13 protein-coding genes and 1 other RNA gene are annotated in these 19008 nt (G+C 35.6%); 3 read left to right on the top strand and 11 right to left on the bottom strand.

Translation table 11 applies throughout. From position 1 onward, the window contains the following. Positions 1–20: 20 nt before the first annotated feature. From ACEPXD_RS07605 to ACEPXD_RS07570, 8 genes are all read right to left on the bottom strand, one after another. The gene (locus ACEPXD_RS07605; RefSeq protein ID WP_391121853.1) at positions 21–1148 is read right to left on the bottom strand and encodes a THUMP domain-containing class I SAM-dependent RNA methyltransferase; all 1128 of its coding nucleotides are present in this window, start codon (positions 1146–1148) and stop codon (positions 21–23) included. Next, positions 1145–2842 carry a putative bifunctional diguanylate cyclase/phosphodiesterase gene (locus ACEPXD_RS07600; RefSeq protein ID WP_391121849.1) on the bottom strand — a complete coding sequence of 566 codons (1698 nt, stop codon included), beginning with the start codon at positions 2840–2842 and terminating at the stop codon, positions 1145–1147. The genes ACEPXD_RS07605 and ACEPXD_RS07600 overlap by 4 nt, the downstream gene beginning before the upstream one ends. A gap of 161 nt (positions 2843–3003) precedes the next feature. Then, positions 3004–3391, bottom strand: an RNA gene (rnpB, locus tag ACEPXD_RS07595) — RNase P RNA component class B. Positions 3392–3454: 63 nt separating this feature from the next. After that, complete coding sequence (gpsB, locus tag ACEPXD_RS07590; protein WP_391121846.1) at positions 3455–3748, bottom strand: cell division regulator GpsB; 294 nt, start codon at positions 3746–3748, stop codon at positions 3455–3457. A 70-nt stretch (positions 3749–3818) separates the two neighbouring features. Beyond that, positions 3819–5087 (bottom strand): ribonuclease H-like domain-containing protein, encoded by a 1269-nt coding sequence (locus ACEPXD_RS07585; protein ID WP_391121843.1) that lies wholly within the window; start codon positions 5085–5087, stop codon positions 3819–3821. Positions 5088–5103: 16 nt separating this feature from the next. Next, positions 5104–7383, bottom strand: coding sequence for a DEAD/DEAH box helicase (locus tag ACEPXD_RS07580; protein ID WP_391121840.1), 2280 nt, complete (start codon positions 7381–7383; stop codon positions 5104–5106). Beyond that, positions 7376–7759: a YppE family protein gene (locus ACEPXD_RS07575; RefSeq protein ID WP_391121838.1), complete on the bottom strand. Its 384-nt coding sequence runs from the start codon at positions 7757–7759 to the stop codon at positions 7376–7378. Before ACEPXD_RS07575 ends, ACEPXD_RS07580 begins: the two co-directional genes overlap by 8 nt. A gap of 59 nt (positions 7760–7818) precedes the next feature. Further along, complete coding sequence (locus ACEPXD_RS07570) at positions 7819–8130, bottom strand: hypothetical protein (RefSeq protein WP_391121835.1); 312 nt, start codon at positions 8128–8130, stop codon at positions 7819–7821. A 450-nt stretch (positions 8131–8580) separates the two neighbouring features. Here ACEPXD_RS07570 and recU point away from each other — a divergent pair, with 450 nt between their 5' ends. Together recU and ACEPXD_RS07560 are read left to right on the top strand one after the other, a co-directional pair. Next, the gene (recU, locus tag ACEPXD_RS07565) at positions 8581–9180 is read left to right on the top strand and encodes a Holliday junction resolvase RecU (RefSeq protein WP_391121833.1); all 600 of its coding nucleotides are present in this window, start codon (positions 8581–8583) and stop codon (positions 9178–9180) included. Between the two features lie 21 nt (positions 9181–9201). Then, on the top strand, positions 9202–11796 hold the full coding sequence (locus tag ACEPXD_RS07560) for a PBP1A family penicillin-binding protein (RefSeq protein ID WP_391121830.1): 2595 nt from the start codon (positions 9202–9204) through the stop codon (positions 11794–11796). A gap of 619 nt (positions 11797–12415) precedes the next feature. Here the strand turns inward: ACEPXD_RS07560 and ACEPXD_RS07555 are convergent. From ACEPXD_RS07555 to ACEPXD_RS07545, 3 genes are read right to left on the bottom strand one after another with little or no spacing between them, the layout of a single operon-like run. Next, on the bottom strand, positions 12416–13720 hold the full coding sequence (locus tag ACEPXD_RS07555; protein WP_391121828.1) for a cyanophycinase: 1305 nt from the start codon (positions 13718–13720) through the stop codon (positions 12416–12418). Between the two features lie 20 nt (positions 13721–13740). Next, a complete protein-coding gene (gene iadA, locus ACEPXD_RS07550; protein ID WP_391121825.1) occupies positions 13741–14913 on the bottom strand; it encodes a beta-aspartyl-peptidase in 1173 nt (390 codons plus the stop codon). Positions 14914–14953: 40 nt separating this feature from the next. Next, entirely contained in the window at positions 14954–16372 is a 1419-nt protein-coding gene (locus ACEPXD_RS07545) for a YfcC family protein (RefSeq protein ID WP_391121822.1), read from the bottom strand. Positions 16373–16553: 181 nt separating this feature from the next. Here ACEPXD_RS07545 and ACEPXD_RS07540 point away from each other — a divergent pair, with 181 nt between their 5' ends. Beyond that, positions 16554–18599 (top strand): sigma 54-interacting transcriptional regulator, encoded by a 2046-nt coding sequence (locus tag ACEPXD_RS07540; RefSeq protein ID WP_391121819.1) that lies wholly within the window; start codon positions 16554–16556, stop codon positions 18597–18599. Positions 18600–19008: the final 409 nt, after the last annotated feature.

The raw sequence follows: 19008 nt of genomic DNA, 5'->3' as shown, positions 1-19008 counted from the left end.
ATTACAAAAATAATCCTATATTAAGAACGCTTACCCCAAAATTGATAATAATCCGTTCGAATAAATCCATTAAATAGTTTTCGTTTTTTCGTTGTTCTTTTACCATATAATTGTTCGAAATTTTCCATCGAAGACAACATATAAACAGACCATGAAGGATATTTTTCCATCGCATATCCAAGGTCACTAATCAATTTTTCAATCTCTTCAACTTCTCCAATGCGTTCACCATATGGTGGATTACCAATCATGACACCATCCGTTAATGTTGTAGAGAAATCTCTTGCTTGCATCTGTTTAAATGTAAGGATATCTGCAAATCCTGATTCAAAAGCATTTTGTTCCGCAATTTGAATCATTTTATGATCAATATCTGAACCAATAATTTGTAGTTCTTGATTATAATTAGCAAGAGCTTCAGCCTCTTCTCTTACAGTTTCCCATATAGTCTTAGGCATCCATGACCATGCTTCACTATGAAAGTCTCGATTAAAACCAGGAGCAATATTTTGTCCAATCATGGCAGCTTCAATGGCAATTGTACCAGAACCACAAAAAGGATCTACAAAAGGACGATCTGGATTCCATTTAGAAATTTTTACTAGTGCAGCTGCAAGTGTTTCTTTTAAAGGTGCTTCCCCTTGATCTTGACGATATCCACGTTTATGGAGACCTGCCCCGCTAGTATCGATTGTGATAGTAGCAATATCTTTTAAAATACTAATTTCAAGTTTGTAAGTAGCACCTGATTCATCCAAGAAACCAATACGCTTATGTGCTAGTTTTAGTCGCTCTACTACTGCTTTTTTTACGATTGCTTGGCAATCTGGAACACTAAATAATGTAGATTTGACGGATTTTCCTTGAACTGGAAAAGCAGCATCTACAGGTAAAAACTTTTCCCATTGCACTGCTTTCGTGCGTTCAAAAAGTTCGTCAAATGTTTTAACAGGAAACTGAGCCGCAACTATTTTGACGCGATCTGCAACTCGTAACCATACATTCGCTCTAGCTATTGCTCGTTCATCACCTTCAAAATAGATTTTCCCATTTTCTGTTGTTGTTTCGTATCCTAATGCTTTTACTTCATCTGCAACGATTGATTCTAATCCCATTGCTGAAGTTGCTACTAATTTAAAATTTGTCATAGTACATTCCTTTCTATCTTATGAATTTCCCAAAGTTCAAAGAAATCCAGTAGTTCTTTACTAGGAATTGGTCTACTGTAATAATATCCTTGAATAATATCACAATCCATTTCTTTTAAAAGCTTTACCTGTTCTTTTGTTTCTACACCTTCTGCTACTACTTTTATATGTAAACGATGAGCTAACATAATAATACAATCTACAATAGCTTGCATATCTTTTAAAGTTGTTATTTGTTTTACAAAGCTACCATCAATTTTTAAATAATTAAGTGGAAAACGATTTAAGTAACTCAAGGATGAATAGCCAGTTCCAAAATCATCAATAGATATTTTGAAACCCATGTTTTTTAATTTAATAAGCTTTTCCACAATTCCTTCTGTATCATTCATAATTGTTCGTTCCGTCAGCTCTAATTCCAATTGGTTTGGACTACAATTATATTGCATTAAGATAGAATTTATTCTTTCTATAAAGTCATCTTGTTGAAAATGCAAAGACGCAATATTAATAGACACTAAAAGATTTAGTATCCCTTTATTTCGCCAATCGATAATATCCAAACATACCTTTTCAATAATCACTTCACTTAATGGAATAATTAAACCAGTATCTTCTGCATAAGGGATAAATTCTCCTGGAGAAACAAATCCTAATTTTTCATTTTGCCATCTGACCAAGGCTTCCACACCAATTATTTCTTGTTTTTCAATAGAAACTTTTGGTTGATAATAAATTGTGAATTCCTTTTTCTGAATAGCTTTTCTAAGCTCGGATTCAAGTAATAGTAATCTTTTGGAATCACTCTTTAATTCTTCAAAGTAGAAAGCATATTGATTTCGACCATTTTGCTTTGCAAAATACATGGCTTTATCTGCTTTATGTATTAGTTTTTCCGCACTTATACCATCTTGCTGATAAATACTAATTCCTATACTTGACGTTATATATATTTCGTCTCCATTAATATTAAACGGTGTATTTAATAACTTAGATATCTTTTTTGCGTAAGATGCCGCTTCTTTTTGATGGTGAATATTGTTTAAAGTCAGTAAAAATTCATCTCCACCATACCTTGCAAAGATATCTTTACTCCGAATAATACCATTAATACGATTAACGACTTCGGTTAATATTAAATCACCACTATCGTTACCAACAGATTCATTAATTTGTTTAAACCGATCTAAATCTATAAAAAGCACAGCATGCTTACACTCATTTTGTTTCGAAGAATTTATTAAAACATTTAAGTATTCATTAAAAGAGTAACGATTTGCAATGTTCGTTAAATGGTCTGTAAAAGTAAGTTCTTCTATTTCTTTTTCTACTACTTTTCTATGAGAAATATCAGAAAATACTCCAAAGAAATTTGTAATTTCTCCTTCAACATTTACAATACTTGCAATGGATAAAAGTTCTGGATAAATTTCTCCACTTTTTCTTTTATTCCAAATCTCTCCCCGCCAAACTCCTTTAGTTTTTATATCATTCCACATTTGAGCATAATAGGATGCTTCTTGCTTTCCGGAGTGTAATATTCGTGGGTTTTTTCCACGAACTTCTTCTAGAGAATACCCAGTAACCATTTCAAAAGCAGAGTTTACAAGCAAAATGTTCATTTGTTCGTCCGTAATCATAATTCCTTCCGTAGTTGAATGAAAAACTTCTTCCACTAATTTATTTGGGTACAAATAAAATTGATCAGGTGGTTGCTAATTTTTCACTATCGGTTTCCTACCTTCACTAACGATTAAGATTACTCAACACTCATTTTTTGCTTTTCATATAAGAATAGAAAAGCCCTCCTATGAATGGAGAGCTTTTTAATCATTTAATTATAGCCACTCATACATCCAATAAGCCATGTTTTGTCTCTACAGTACTCAAACGGTGCTTTACCTCGTACGATGTAGATGGCAATCATCTATCTACAGAATTATTTCTGTTTTTCTATCCGTTCAATTCCTTCAAGAAAATGCCCCTACCATAATTTGGGTTTCTCACTCGTGGGGTTTACCTCGTTCCACCTGTATAGTTTCCTATACAGCTACGTCACTGTGGCACTTTCAGAGATTTTCAGCCATATCCCATAATAGAACTTAGGCCTTCATCCCGCCGTCAGCTAATCTAGCTGCCTTAGTTTATTTTTTCACTAAGCACGAACACTACATTCATCGCAGAATTGTGTGAGCATGGACTTTCCTCTACAATGACTAGCATTGCAGCGATTGCCCGAATATATAAGTGGTATTCCTATTATAAACGATGTATCGCCTAGTTACAATGCTTATCAATTAATATAATTATTCGTACAATTTGTTTCCGAAAACATGTTTTTCTAAATGAGATAATCGTTTTAATATATCAAAATTAGTTGCACCGGTTTGTGGAGCTTGTTGAACTCTTTTAGGAACCTCTGTTAATTCCTCTTTTAATTGTTTATTTTCTAATTGAAGTTGAGAAATTTGTTTTTCAAATGCCTCATAATCTTGAATAATATCATCTAAAAACATATCCACTTCTTCTTGGTTATAACCTCTTAAGCCTGTTTTAAATTCTTTTTCTAGTATATCTGAAGCCTTTAATTTCATTTCCATACGGTATCTTCCTTCCATCTACATTTCGCTAACAGTATTATAGCATATCGATGTCGATTAATGGAGTATTTTAAGGCATCTCTAGGCGCTTTTTGTTAGGTTGTGCGGTTTCCCGGGAAATAGTTAATTTCCGAATTATTCTCACCTTTCTTTTTTGTAAATCTTCTTTTATCTTCAACAGTTTCAATGGTGACCCATCATAAATATTATTAGCCAAATAAACAGCGCATTGTAAAGTTATCTCTAAAGCTAAGGCAAAATCTTTTTTCTGATGTTCATATAATTTCGCCAGCTCTACATAAACTTCCAATCGATATTTCCCGTCTATTTTCTTTAAGGATTCTTGAAAAGCTTGAATACTTTCATCAAATAACTTCTTTCTTTTCAAATGTAAGCCAACATAATAATAAGCTAAGCTCGCTTCTTCATTTGGAAATTGATTCACAACAAATTGAAACCAGTCGTAGCTTGCTTGCTTTGTTTTTAAATCTCGGAACCACTTTCCAATATTCGTATAAGTCACTGCAGATTCTACTACATCTTTTTCTTTCAATAAGTCCACTGACAAAATATATAATGTGACTAAAGATAGAATATCCCATTCATTATGTTTTAACACTCTCATTAAGTTAACAGGATTACCGCTTTTAACAGCATCAAAATATATGATAGGAGCAAGATGTCCTGGTATATCATCTTTTCTTATAAATCCTAACTTTTGTTCTTCAACTTGCTTTAACTTGAACCTCTCCAAGTCACCTTTCCAAATTCGCTTGGAAGAGTGCATCAAATCAATTTGACTATGCAATTTTAGATCAGGAAGTAGGTTTCTGTTCATCGTCCATCTTGTTTCTAACTGTGGAATATCAAAACTTTTTCCGTTATACGTAATGATTGTTTGTTTTTCTTTCCAAAACTCGGAAGCATATAAAAAAGCTGCTTCTTGACTTGGATCTGCAAGAACATACTGCCTTAATCGTAAACCTTGATCCACTTTTTTTAACATTCCATTTAAAAAGATAAGCACACCTGTCCCTTTTAAGCCAGTTGTTTCTGTATCGTAAAAGGAGTACAAACTTTCTTGAGAAATGGTTAAGGGATGATTTGGATAGTGTTCCTGCATATAATTTATAGCACCTGAAAGTTTACTTAGTGGAATATTTCCATGTACATACTGTTCCGGGTAAAAAGCTTCTTTAACAAAAAATAATCCTTGTTCATTTTTCACTAGCTTTAACCCTGCATTGATCCATGCGTCCGTATAAAAAGGAATCGCATGATTACGCACTTCCTTTTTTGGTTGTTCTTTGGGAGGATTCTTTTTCACTAAACCCTTCATTTGCATTAGTTTCTTTTCATAAGACATTTTCTTTTACCTGCAGATAGAAAAGTAATTTCAATACTTCCTTTTTCAAATTTAACGCGGCATCTTGCGCACCAATACATGCAGGACACCCATTTGTACAAGAACAATTTTCCACTTGCTCCGTTACTTTTGGAACTAATTCATTCCATAAGTCAAACATTCTTTCGGATAACCCAATTCCACCAGGATAACTATCATAAATATAAAAAGTTGGTTTTTCCATATTGATCGATTTTACTTGTGGGACTACATGAATGTCTTTTGCGTCACAATGAATAAATAAAGGGATAAAAGCATGCAATGCGTAAGCAACACCTGTCATTGCATCCGATAGCAAAGTATCCGTCCAACCTGTTGGTTTTTCGAAGCTAAACCAAGTTGAAGAAGTATGCAATTCTATCGGGGGCAAATGAATTTTGCCCGATCCAATATTATCGTGCGTATCAAATTTGATTTTTTTGAAAATAGTTGGTTGTGCTAATACAATTATATCTCCAGAGGACAATATTCCATCATTTGTTTCTTTTTCTTTATCTTCACTCAAAACTTTTAACTCTATTGCAATATTGGCATCGGTGAAATAATCCACATCCACTTCTCGAACAAACGCTTTCTTTTCTTCCCAATCTAATTTTTCTACTTGAAATTGTGTTCCTTGATGCAAATAAATTGCCTCTTCATGAAGTAAAGTCATTGCACTATATTGATCCATCTCACCTATTACACGTGTTCTTGCTGGTACCGACTGATCAATGATAACAACGTTTTCTTGGGAAGCAGAACGCAAGCTGATATTGCTAGCCGGAAAACTTTCAGACATCCAATGCCATTTCTCAGACGTTTGTAATAAAACGCCGTCTTCCGCTAAAAATGCTAGCAATTCCTGCACAAAAAATTCCGCATAGTAATCCTGTGTTGTAAAAGGCAATTCAAAAGCAGCACATTTTAAATGATCCATTAAAATAATGATATTGTCAGGATGAATTCTTACTTCTTCAGGAGATTGCCCAAGAAAAAAATCAGGATGATTTACAACATATTGATCAAGTGCTGTAGACTGTGCAACATAAATAATTAGTGCTTCGTCCTGTCTTCTCCCTGCTCTTCCTGCTTGTTGCCAAGCACTCGCAATATTTCCAGGGTATCCTGTCATAATACATGCTTGTAATTGTCCAATATCTACGCCTAACTCAAGTGCATTGGTGCTTACAACAGTTCGAATGACTCCCTCTCTTAGTCCTTTTTCGATCACTCTTCTCTCGGATGGTAAATAGCCACCACGATAACCACGAATGGATTGATCATTAATCTTTTTACTTACTAGTGCTTGTAAATAAGTAACGAGCATTTCCACTCGCACTCTACTTTTTGCGAATACAATTGTTTGAATTCCATTCACATATAATTCCTGCGCTAAGTCTCGAACTTCTAATACCGCACTCCTTCTCACATTAAAAACAGGGTGGATCACTGGTGGATTATAGAAGACAAAATGTTTTTTACCGGCAGGTGCACCATTTTCATCGATTAATATATGCGACGCATTCGTTAATGATTCCGCAAGCTCTTTCGGGTTTTTAATCGTTGCGGAAGTACAAATAAACTGCGGATGACTTCCGTAAAAAGCACAAATTCTTTGCAACCTTCTAATGACATGTGCAACATGACTACCAAAAACACCTTTATATGTATGAATTTCGTCTATCACGATATATTTTAAATTTTCAAACAAAGATACCCACTTTGTATGATGAGGGAGTATTCCAGAATGTAACATATCGGGATTCGTTAATACGATATGACCAGACTTTCTAATTTTCTGTCTTATACCAGGTTCAGTATCACCGTCATATGTGTAGCTATGTATCTCTTCCTCACTAGCTTGTATAAGTGCATTCAAATCACTTTTTTGATCTTGTGCTAATGCCTTTGTTGGAAATAAATAAATGGCTCGCGAGGTAGGATCGTCTAATATAGACTGAAGAACTGGAAGATGATAACAAAGAGATTTTCCTGAAGCCGTAGGAGTAATGGTCGTAAATGATTTACCAGAGATTGCTGCATCAAATGCCTGTCTTTGGTGTACATATAATTGCTCCACTCCACGACTAACTAATGCTTTTTGTAAGGAGACATGCATATTAACCGGAAAAGGTGCATATTTTGCTTGCTTCACTTCAGTTGAATGAACATGCTTTATGCACGAATTGCGATTTTTATCTAATTTCCAATTATCTAATAATTGTCGTATGCTTTTCTGCTTACGCATGCTCATCCCCCACTTCCTTTATCGCATGAATAATCGTTTCAAATGTGTATTTTGTAGAATGGACTGATTTTAAAAAACGCTTTTTACTTGTTCCTTTGTAATAAGATTGAACAAGAAATTGCTCCATAGACTCAAGCAAAGAATCCACTTGACTTGGATGAACATACTTTGGTCTTTTCACTTGAATCCACACTCGAACTAGTTCTTCCCATTTAAGCAATAGTGCATCTACTTTGTATGCATGTGGTTTAACGTCTCGAAAAAAATCTGGGTCCTTATCTTCTTCTCTATATGATTCAAAACGGATGATACAATCATCACACTCTTTTAATAGCTGCGTACTTAATTCTAATAACGACAAAGTAATCCCTCGCATTCTAGTAATAGTTTAGCAAATTTCAAAGCATATTACTAGCTTCGACGAACATACATTCCTTATAGTTTGTTTTCAATTTTTTCTATTTTCGCTAGAAGATGAAAAGATGTTTTGCTAAAATTTTCCTCAAATTTATCTTGTTCTTCATGTAACCGATTTTCAAGCAAGTATTCTAATAGCTCTAATTGGTCAATTAAACGTTCAATTTTATTCATATAAATTCCTCCCTTTTTAGAGTATGTTCCTTTTTTTTTAGGGAATACCTGCCCTACCGACAAACGTTCTTTCAATCGGACAAAACTAGTGAAGTCTCGACAAAGAAACTTTAACAAAGGTGGCATCCCAGCAAAGTCCACTAGCAAGTTTTGCACTTAAAGGACACTGGCATTTTTCAAAACAAATAATAAAGCTATTAATTTTTATACCGCTCCTGCCCTTTGGATATGTAGAAATCTGTCTCGGTTACGGATGAATTGGTCTTGGGTCGTGCGGAATTGGTCTCTCCTCTGAGTAAATTAGTCTCGGGTACAACACACTTGGTCTCGAAGTGCCATTTAGTGTAAAAAAATGCTCCACTTAGAATTTGTCAGGACGTGATGCATTTGGTCCTCAAAATCTACAGGTAATAATGTATCCAAACTTTTTTGCTACGAAGAATCGCTGGAGCAGATGTTTCGTCCAAAGCACTCTGGAAACGGTGAAGGCAGGATGCACTTGAAGACACATGCATTTTTCTTATCTCATCCAAATATGAAACTAAATCTGAATAGTTAACGTCTACTTAACTTGTGATAAACTAATAGCATAAAGAGGTGATCTACTTGGCTATTCATTATCCAAACGGAAAAGCATACGCGCCAAAAAAAGAACTGTTAAAAATAAGTAAAAAGGATTATTCCTTTAGTAATAGGGGTAAAACTTTAGAAGATGAGCTAAACGAAGCGAACGAATATTACCTATCTAATGATATTGCTGTTATATACAAAAAACCGATTCCAATACAAGTTGTGAAAGTTGACTATCCAAGTAGAAGTGGGGCTGTTATTAAAGAAGCATACTATCGTACACCATCTACAACTGACTTCAATGGTGTGTACCAAGGTAAATATATTGACTTTGAAGCAAAAGAAACGGAAAATAGAACAGCATTTCCATTAAAAAATGTTCATCTCCATCAAATGGAGCATATGAACAGAGTATTGAAACAAAACGGTGTTTGCTTTTTACTCGTTCGTTTTTCCGCATTTGATCGTTATTTTTATTTACCATTTGCGCAATTACAGTTGTTTTGGGAAAGAATGCAAACAGGAGGTAGAAAATCTATTGCATTAACTGAATTTGAAGAACAAGCGATAGAAATTACCCCAAAATATGCACCAAGAATTGATTATCTCAAAATAGTTAATAACTTGAAGGCATAAAGTGAAAGCGAGGAGACGTTTATGAGTGAGCAAAAAATAACTCGTGAACAACGAAGAAAAGAATTGCAACAAAAAAAACATGTAAAAAAACCTGTGAAACTATGGTTTAAACGTATTATTATTACCGTTTGCATTTTAGGTGTACTTGGTCTAATTGGAGGAGGTTCCCTTTTCGCTTATTATGCAAGCACTGCACCAGAATTGGACGAAACTTCCTTAAAAGATCCTATTAGTCCAAAACTTTTGGATGCAAATGGGGACTTATTCGCAACTGTTGGTTCCGAGAATCGAGAGTATGTAGCTTATGATAAAATTCCGCAACAAATGGAAGATGCTATTATCGCAACGGAGGATTCCCGGTTTTATCAACATATGGGTGTCGACTTCTTGCGTTTAGGAAAAGCAGTACTAGCAAATGTGACGGGTGGATTCGGTGCGCAAGGTGCAAGTACACTTACACAGCAAGTTATTAAAAACTCTTTCTTAACAAATGAAAAGACATTAAAACGGAAAGCACAAGAGGCATATCTTGCTATCCAACTTGAACGGAAATATGACAAAGAAGAAATCTTTGAAATGTATTTCAACAAAGTATTAATGTCGGGAAGAATTTATGGTTTCGGAACAGCTTCAGAATATTTCTTCGGAAAAGAATTGAAGGACTTGACATTAGACCAGTATGCAGTATTAGCGGGTATGCCACAAAGTCCAAATCCTTATAATCCATTCAAACATCCGGAAAACGCGGAAAAACGTAGAAATATTGTTTTACATTTGATGAACTTACACGGCAAAATTACAGAAGCAGAAATGAAAAAAGCACAAGCGGTTCCTATTGAAAGTTCTTTACTTCCTGAAGATCAACGCGTTGCAAAGAGGAATTCGAAGTATGATGCATTTATTGATATCGTATTAGATGAATTAGAAAAAAATGGAGACGGCGATTCTATTGCAGATGGCATTACAATTTATACAACGCTGCAACCAAATGCTCAAAAGCAAGTAGAAGCAAGTCTTAACTCGGATATATTCCCGAATAAAGAAATTCAATCAGCCATCGCGGTTATTGATACAAAGACTGGAGCAATTGCTGCAGTTGGTGGTGGACGAAATTACGGGGCTGATCGAGGATTTAACTATGCGCAAGATATGAAACTTAGATCTCCTGGTTCTACTATCAAACCATTACTGGATTATGGTCCTGCGATTGAGTTTTTAAAATGGTCAACCGGACAAACAATTGTGGATGATAAAATAACGTATACCGGTACAAACCAAGTAGTTAGAAATTTCGATGGAAAATACCAAGGTGCTATGACTATGCGGGAAGCACTTTATAATTCAAGAAATGTACCTGCTGTTAAAACATTAAAAGAAGTAGGCACAAAAAATGCAAAGGAATTTATTAATCGATTTAATATTGATATTGGTAGTGTAACGGAAAGTAGTGCAATTGGCGGAACTTCGAAATCAATGTCGCCAATTCAAATGGCAGGAGCATACGCAGCATTTGGTAATAACGGTATTCATACAGAACCTTACTCGATCAATAAAATTGTATACCGTGATGGAAAAACAGAAAAAAATTATCGACCTGAGCAAAAACCTGTCATGAAAGATTCTACAGCTTATATGGTCACAGATGTTCTAAGAGATGTCTTAACAAAAGGAACTGCAAAACGAGCAGCTATAAATGGATTAGATATTGCAGGTAAGTCTGGTACTTCCAACTATGACTCCAATCAAATAAAACAATGGAACTTGCCAAGCAGCGCATTCCCAGATGTTTGGTTCGCAGGATATACGACAGACTATTCTATTGCAATATGGGCTGGTTATCCCGAATTAAAAACGCCGATGACTACAAATGAGGAACGTTATTTACCGCAACATATTTTTAAAGAAGTAATGACAAATATTTCAAGAGGAAAAAATACAGAACGCTTCAAGAAACCTAATTCTGTAGTTGAAGCAACCATTGAAAAAGGTACTAACCCACTTAAATTAGCAAGTGAGTTTACACCAGATGACTTAAAACAAACGGAATTATTCGTCAAAGGTACGGAACCAACTTCTGTATCAGATGAATACGAAAAACTTGAATTAAACGCACCGACTAATTTAAAAGTAGAGTATGATAAAGAATCATCATCCGCAACATTATCATGGGATTTTGATAAACCAAAAGATAAAGAAGTGAATGTTAAATTTGAAGTTTCCGTAGCTATTAATAACGGTCCTAGTCAGGTACTTCAAATAACTGATCAAATGGGCTTAGTTATCCAAAGTTTAGTCCCAGGAAGTTCGTATGTATTCACCGTTACAGCCATTTCAGATGATGTCCGAAGTGAACCCGCATCCATTTCACTTACTCTAGAGGCAGCAGTGGAGGAAGAACCTGTAATAACGCCACCCGAGGAACCAATTATAGATGAAAACGATGGCAACTCGAATAATAATGGCAATGAAAACAATAATGGAAATGGTAATGGGAACAACGGGAATAATGGGAATGGAAATAATTCAGGCGGAGATCAATCTGGAACAAAACCTGATGATACTACTAATCCTGATGGAACAACTGGTTCAGGAGAAAATTCCAGTTCAAACCCATAATTTATTTAAAGCTGGCTGGATCTAAGTCGAACTTTTCGGCTTAGATTCAACCATTTTTTTCAAAGTTCTAAGAAAAGCGAAAGCTTCCTTTAAATGCATCTGGTCTACACTGTTACCGAAAAGGCTCGTGAAGTGACGCAGTCACTTCACGAGCCTTTTCGGTAATCTTATAGCGGAGGTTTGTCCGTCGCCCTCTTGGATTGTGCAAAGACATGATGCATAAAGTTTGGATAATAATTGATAAGATGCTGTCCTACTTTACTAAAAGCGGACGAAGAGTCAATTTCGTCCGCCAAGCATTTCTTTATCAGTGGATGCTATCTATTTTTTTGTTTCCACCTTTTTAAACATCTGCCAACTAATCCATATATACTTTGTCCAGTAAAAGTAAAAAACAATCCAGGTTAAGTCGTTGTAAGAGTAAAGGCATCACTTATAAACGCTAAACAGAATCCATCTAAATATACAGAATGAAGAAAAAGGTTTCCGGGCTGTCCATCTTTCCCGAAACCTTTTAAATATAAATTAATTTCTCCTAATCAGTATCTAGATTTTTTTGACATCACTTGTATTTTTCAAAGAACCCTAATCTTTGTGTATCGATTAGGGTTCTAAAACACTATTTATCTATTTGAATCTTAATTGAAATAGGTTCAACATCCATCTGAACATTTAATGCAGCATAAGACCCGACTTGATCAATTTTTCCCCAGAATCCTTCTGTTGTTTTCGTTTTTCTAAATGTAAATTTAAATCCATTTCCTTTTTTGTCATCATCCAGGTCAAACCATAACGCTTCTGCTTTAGTTGCTTCATTATCAATTAAATCTTCCGTTAGAACCGTTTTCAATACTTGCTTGCCAAAGATACCCATTGCAATTGGATTTTTACTGTAATATTCGATTCCTTTGGTTGTTTTATGAAGCTTATTCAACGTAAAAGTTCCATCCTTAATATTGAAACAATCGCCTTTTTCCAAATAATGCATTGTTACATTATTCATGGCAAAGCGTTTCCCTTTTGGTGCTGTCGACCCTTGTAGATCTACAATTAATAAACCACTTGCACCAACGACTTCAATACTTTCGTCTGCTCCTGTATAAACCATTGCCGAATTTTCATCAATTCCAAATCCATATCGTGATTTGATGTATTGAGTAGCGACAAGCAAACGACCAAAACGGCCGCGTTCCAGAAAATGCTGGTCTACAATCCCATGAGTAAAGAATCCTAAACCTGTCGTGAGAAAAAGTTGATCATCATCAGTGTCCTGATCAAAGTTCTTAAGAATATGAACCCCATTAGTTAATGCTCCTACGCTCGTTCCTGAAGCAATCATAGGGTTACTCATAACTGCAGCCCCTGCACTTGTTCCACCAAGAACTGCCCCGTTTTCATATATTTTTCTAATAGCTTTTAATACGACTGTATCTTTCCCGTCTGCCGTCACTAGCGTTTTAATAAGACGTATTTGGTCACCGCCGACAAACCAAATCGCATCATAATCTTCTATTTTTTTCGCAATTTCAGAACTGTTTCCGTTATCTTTCCAAGTCGATTCGTCAATCTCCTTTGTCAATGGATCATCGATTAATGCTATCGGCGCAGTATAGATATTATCTACTGGGACGCCGTAGCGGACAAAATCTTCTTTGTATCCATCAGCACTTTCAATCGGAACAGAGCTTGCAGCAGGGATTATCGCAATCTTTACATCCTTTAATGCTTTCCCTTTGTATTCTTGGGCCAAGGTTAAGAATTTTTTGTAAACTGCCTCATTATCCGAATTTAATGCACCACCTACAATAACGAGAGAACCAGCAGTCTTTGACAAACTATTTTGAGTTGCTTCTGCTTGAAATGAAAAAATGGTTATGGCAAACATCGTTAAAACAAGTACAAAAATAAACAATAATTTCCTCAACTTTAATCCCTCCATTTTTCTTATTCAAATGTCCCTTTTACAATTACCACTTTATTTTGAACCATCAATTGCCCCTTTGCTATGACACTATCTATTTCAAGTGTCTTTTTGTCTAGTAGGACAATATCAGCATCTGTCCCTTCCTTAATTCTACCTTTATTTGGAAGTTTAAGTACTTTAGCAGGGTTTAACGTTATGACTTGTAGAGCCACTTCTAATGAAATTCCTTCTTCTAGCACCGCGTCTCGTACCTCTTTATATAAAGAAGAAACAGATCCAACTTGAAGTCCAATTAACTCTCCCTTTCGGTTAAATGTAGGCAAACTTCCTTGGCCATCAGAGGAAAAAGTAATATTTTCGATGGACACTCCTTCATCAAGCATCTTCTTCAACCCAGTACTGGACTTTACTTCTCCTTCCTCTAAAAACTCCGGAACAGTACTCGTAGTTAAATCAACGTATCCTCCATTTAAGGCATATTGAATTCCTGCAGTAAATAATTCCTCTGTCCGGTTTATATGAGTCGGATGAAAATGAGATATGGGAATATTGGTCTTCTTAACAATTTCCTCTAGTAATGAAAGTTTATCTTCTCCATCACCAACATGAATTTCCAACAATCCAGCTTTTCCTGATAAAATTCCTCCGTTTCTTGCGGCAGATGCAATTTTGGCAATTTCGTTAAACGTTGGTTCAGACGAGCGATGGTCAGAAATGGCAATTTCCCCGACTCCGATTATTTTGTCAATAAATATGATATCTTCTTGTATCTTGTTTGTTAATGTTCTTACCGGCAACTGATACGAACCTGAATGTATATAACATGTTACACCTTCTTCTTCTAAGCCCCTCGCTTTTGCGAGCAGACTTTCCATTCGTCGTGTCGTACCATCAGTTCCAAGAAGTCCAATAACCGTAGTAATACCCGCTGTTGTTAAATTAGTTAAGGTCAACTCAGGGGTTCGAGTCTTGAATCCACCTTCCCCACCTCCGCCAATGATATGAACATGGGCATCTATAAATCCAGGAACAATAAGCTTATCAGAAGCGTCAATCACCTTAATCGCAACAAAATCTTGTGGATTTTCGATGATCTCTTTGATATAGCCTATTTTACTATCAACTACTAAAATATCTTTCTTTCCTAAATAATGAGGTGCATACACTTCACCATTTTTAATCAAAGTCAGCACAAATTTTCTCCTCCTTAGTTACACTTGCGATGTCCCTATGCTAAAATGGTCCGTAATTTATGGCATGCGCAACAATAACTGCAATTAAACCAATTACAAATTGGATAATGACTAGCGGAAGAACCCATCTTGCCCATTTCGTCCAAGGAATCCCAGCAATGGCTAAGCCGGCCATTAATGTACCTGCCGTTGGGAAAATAATATTTCCTATACCATCGGCAAATGAAAATGATAAAACAGCTGTCTGTCTAGTAATATCAAGCAAATCCGCTAGCGGAGTCATAATTGGCATTGTTAACATTGCATGGCCGCTTCCTGAGGCTAAAATGAAATGAATCAACGTTTGGAAACCATACATACCGATGACACTGATCGTTCCTGGTACATGTTTAATCGCTTCTGATACTCCATGAAGCATAGGGTCGACAATATGCCCTTGACTTAATACAACCAATGTCGCTCTAGAGACACCGATAATTAAAGCACCTGTTATTAATGCAGCAGATCCATTCATAAAGTTTTGCACCAGATTATCAATTGATAATTTGCCGAATATTCCTACAACAATCGTTAAAATAATAAATAAGGCAGCAATCTCGGAAAGGTACCATTCGAATTTAATAACACCATACGCCAGAACAACATAGGTTGAAAGAAACGCTCCAAGAATAAGCTTGTGTTTGGTTGTAAGTCTTAAATTGGATTTCAACAGTTTATCTGCAGCTGACTTGTCGTAGTTTCCGTAGAAACCTAATTCAGGGTTTTTCTTTACTTTCATTGCATAGCGATAGACAAATATAACAGAAACAAGGTAAACCACCACAAACAAGACTAAACGTAGTCCTATCCCTGAAAAAAGAGGCAATTCTGCAATCCCCTGAGCAATTCCTACTGTAAATGGATTCATTACAGCTGTTGTAAAACCTGCAGCTGCACCAAGTAATACTATAGCCATACCCGTGATCGTATCAAATCCAAGGGCTAGTGCCAACGGGATTAATAGGGGTATGTAGGCAAGGCCTTCTTCCGCCATCCCCATTAACGATCCCCCTGCAGCAAAGAATAGCATCATGATAGGAATTAATAGCTTTTCTCGTTTTTGCAGTTTTCTAGCCATCGTAGCAATCAATACATCAATTGTACCTGTTGCCTTAAGGACACCAAAAAAACCACCAATGATTAATACAAAGAAAATAATTCCTCCTGCTTCAACCATCCCCTTATGGAGAGCTTTAAACATATCAAATGGATAGACTGGTGAGGATTCAATCCATTTAAAGGAATCCGCTTCTACAATAGTCCGACCATCCACTTCTACACGATTGTATTCACCTGCAGGTAAAATAAATGTTAAAATCATGGCTACTACTACAACAAAGAATAATAAAGCAAATGCATTAATTTGAACCGGCTTTCTTTTTTCTGTAATCGGTTCAACATCTTTACCCAATTGACTCATCTTCTCATCTCCCTATTTAATTTTAATGCCATACTCTTTATGTATATGCAATTTTCGTGCCAACTCAGAAAAGGTTATAATTCTGAAAATTAAATTTATTTATCGACTTAATTGGTCTTTTTTGGTTCTGTTTGGTGGTATAATCTAACCTAAAAGAACACTATTCAAAAAGGAGATTTCGATGGTCAAACAATCAATTACATTAATAGCAGGAAGTACCCAAACAAAACAAGTCTTATATGAACAGCTTCAACAATTATTAGGAGATTATGTTCAAATTACAAGTTTTGCAACAATGATCGGACTTCCAGCTCAATTGACGGCTGATTTTTTTCTGTTTTCATCTGAGGTTACGAGAATAGAAGCAACTGAGATGTGTCATTTAACAGGCAAAGAAATGGTTGTCGGCAAACGAACGGTCCATCATCAATTTATTGATCGGCTTTTAAAAATCCCACAAAATTCTAATGTACTGATTGTGAATGATGATGATTTTGCTACGATTGAGCTCATTGAATCTCTTTATCAGCTGGGTATTGATCATTTCCAATACGTACCATTTAAAAGGGAACAGTTATTTTATAAAAATATTGATATCGCTGTTTCTCCTGGCGAGTCTCATCTTTGTCCTCCATCTATAAAAAATGTGATTGATATTGGCGTCCGGTTGTTTGATATGGCAACTATTTTAAAGGTAGTAGAATACTTCGGATTAGGCGAAAAAATTTCATCATTAATTTCAGAAAGATATATCCGTAACATTATTGATCTACAACGAGAACTATCAGTTGCAGAACAAAACGCTAAACATTTGAGTCAACATATTCAAAATGTTGTAAACACCGTCGATGACGGTATTTTAGCGATTAATCATCAGCAGAAAATCACCGTATTTAACCGTCGCTTAGAAGCGCTTTTTCATTTATCTGTAGATGAGGTCATACACAAACAGTTAGGGAAGGTTATCGCCAGTCAGGATATTATTGACTTTATCCTCCATAGCAATGAAGAAAGTAAATTCTTTACGATATACGGTGTGGATCTAGTTATATTCCGACATCAAATGGAAACAGAAAATACAATTGTAGCGACATTTAAAAGCATTAATCAGGCGTTTGAAGTAAAAAAAATGGCACAGCAGGAGTTAAAAAATAAGGGTTTTTATGCAAAATATAATTTTGGTGATATTGTTGGAGATCATCCAGTACTTAAGGATAGTATACAAATAGCCAAAAAACTTGCCCTCTCGGAGCATCCAATCCTAATTCAAGGGGAAACAGGAACGGGGAAAGAATTATTCGCCCACTCAATTCATCTTCATTCAGTGAGAAAAAACGGACCATTTATCGCAATCAACTGCAGTGCTTTAACAGAAAGTTTGCTTGAAAGTGAATTGTTCGGGTACGAGGAGGGAACTTTTACAGGAGCTCAAAAAGGAGGGAAAAAGGGTTTATTTGAATTAGCGGATAATGGGACGATTTTTTTAGATGAGATTGGAGATATTAGTTTAACAGTTCAATCCCATTTATTAAGAGTTCTTCAGGAAAAAGAATTGAGGAGAATAGGAGGAAGAAAAGTAATTCCTCTAAATGTCCGGATCATTGCTGCAACTAATAAAAATATTCAAACGAAATCACAGGAAGGAACGTTCCGTTCCGATTTGTTTTACCGTTTAAATGTTCTTACCCTTTCTGTTCCGCCGCTTAGAAAGCGGAAAATGGATATACCTTTATTAGTAAAACACTTTATTACAAAAAGCGGAAAGTGGGTTAAGGTAGAAGAAGAAGTCCTAGAAAAGCTTCGGAAGCAAGAATGGTTTGGTAATATTCGTGAATTAAAAAGTATGATTGATTATATGCTCACCATCTGTGATGGCGACAAAATTGAGTTAAAGGACATTCCTCATGACCGCTTTCAAAACGAAGAAATTCAAGATATTATTACAAATTTTCCAGTCCCTAAGGATCTATTAGAAATGCATGAATATCTATTCCTGTTAGAAACTATTAAGCAATGTAACGATAATGGCAAACCTGCAAGTAGGCAAATTATCTCGTTGAGTAGTGAAAAAAACGCGCATTTCCTTACGCAACAGCAGGTTCGACGAAGATTGAATTCTTTGGAGTTCAATGGTTTCGTTACAAAAGGAAGAGGTAGAACTGGTACAAGAATCACTTCAAAAGGAGTTGACTATTTGCATTTTCTTGAAGATCTTAAAGGAACTTAAGTCTATTCTATAACCAGGTTCCTCATAATATTTAGTTATTTTACTTCACATCTGTTGATTAACCACTTTCTTACAAAAAATAATTGTTAGTAAAGCGGAAAAGTCTCCATTTGCATCTGTACGTTTTCGGTTCACTTTGGACGAAATGATCACCACATCATAACCGTTGAAATGGGATGGGTAATCTTGTTGTGGATATTTGTCCGTCGCTTCCCTAAAACGCCAATGAGAAAAATGCTTTTTGGGAGAATGAGAGAATAGCTGCCGTTCAACAGAGGTTGCAAATTCCCGAAGATGCAATTTCGGGAACTCTACACTTCTTTACAATGCGGTACTTGCTTATTTTTGCAAAGAATTACGACTCATATGGAGATGCTGTGTAAAAAAGTGTTACTTTCTTTCAAATCAA

Source organism: Psychrobacillus sp. L3 (assembly GCF_042945595.1).
Lineage (GTDB): Bacteria > Bacillota > Bacilli > Bacillales_A > Planococcaceae > Psychrobacillus.
This window is presented reverse-complemented; position numbering and strand designations above follow the sequence as displayed.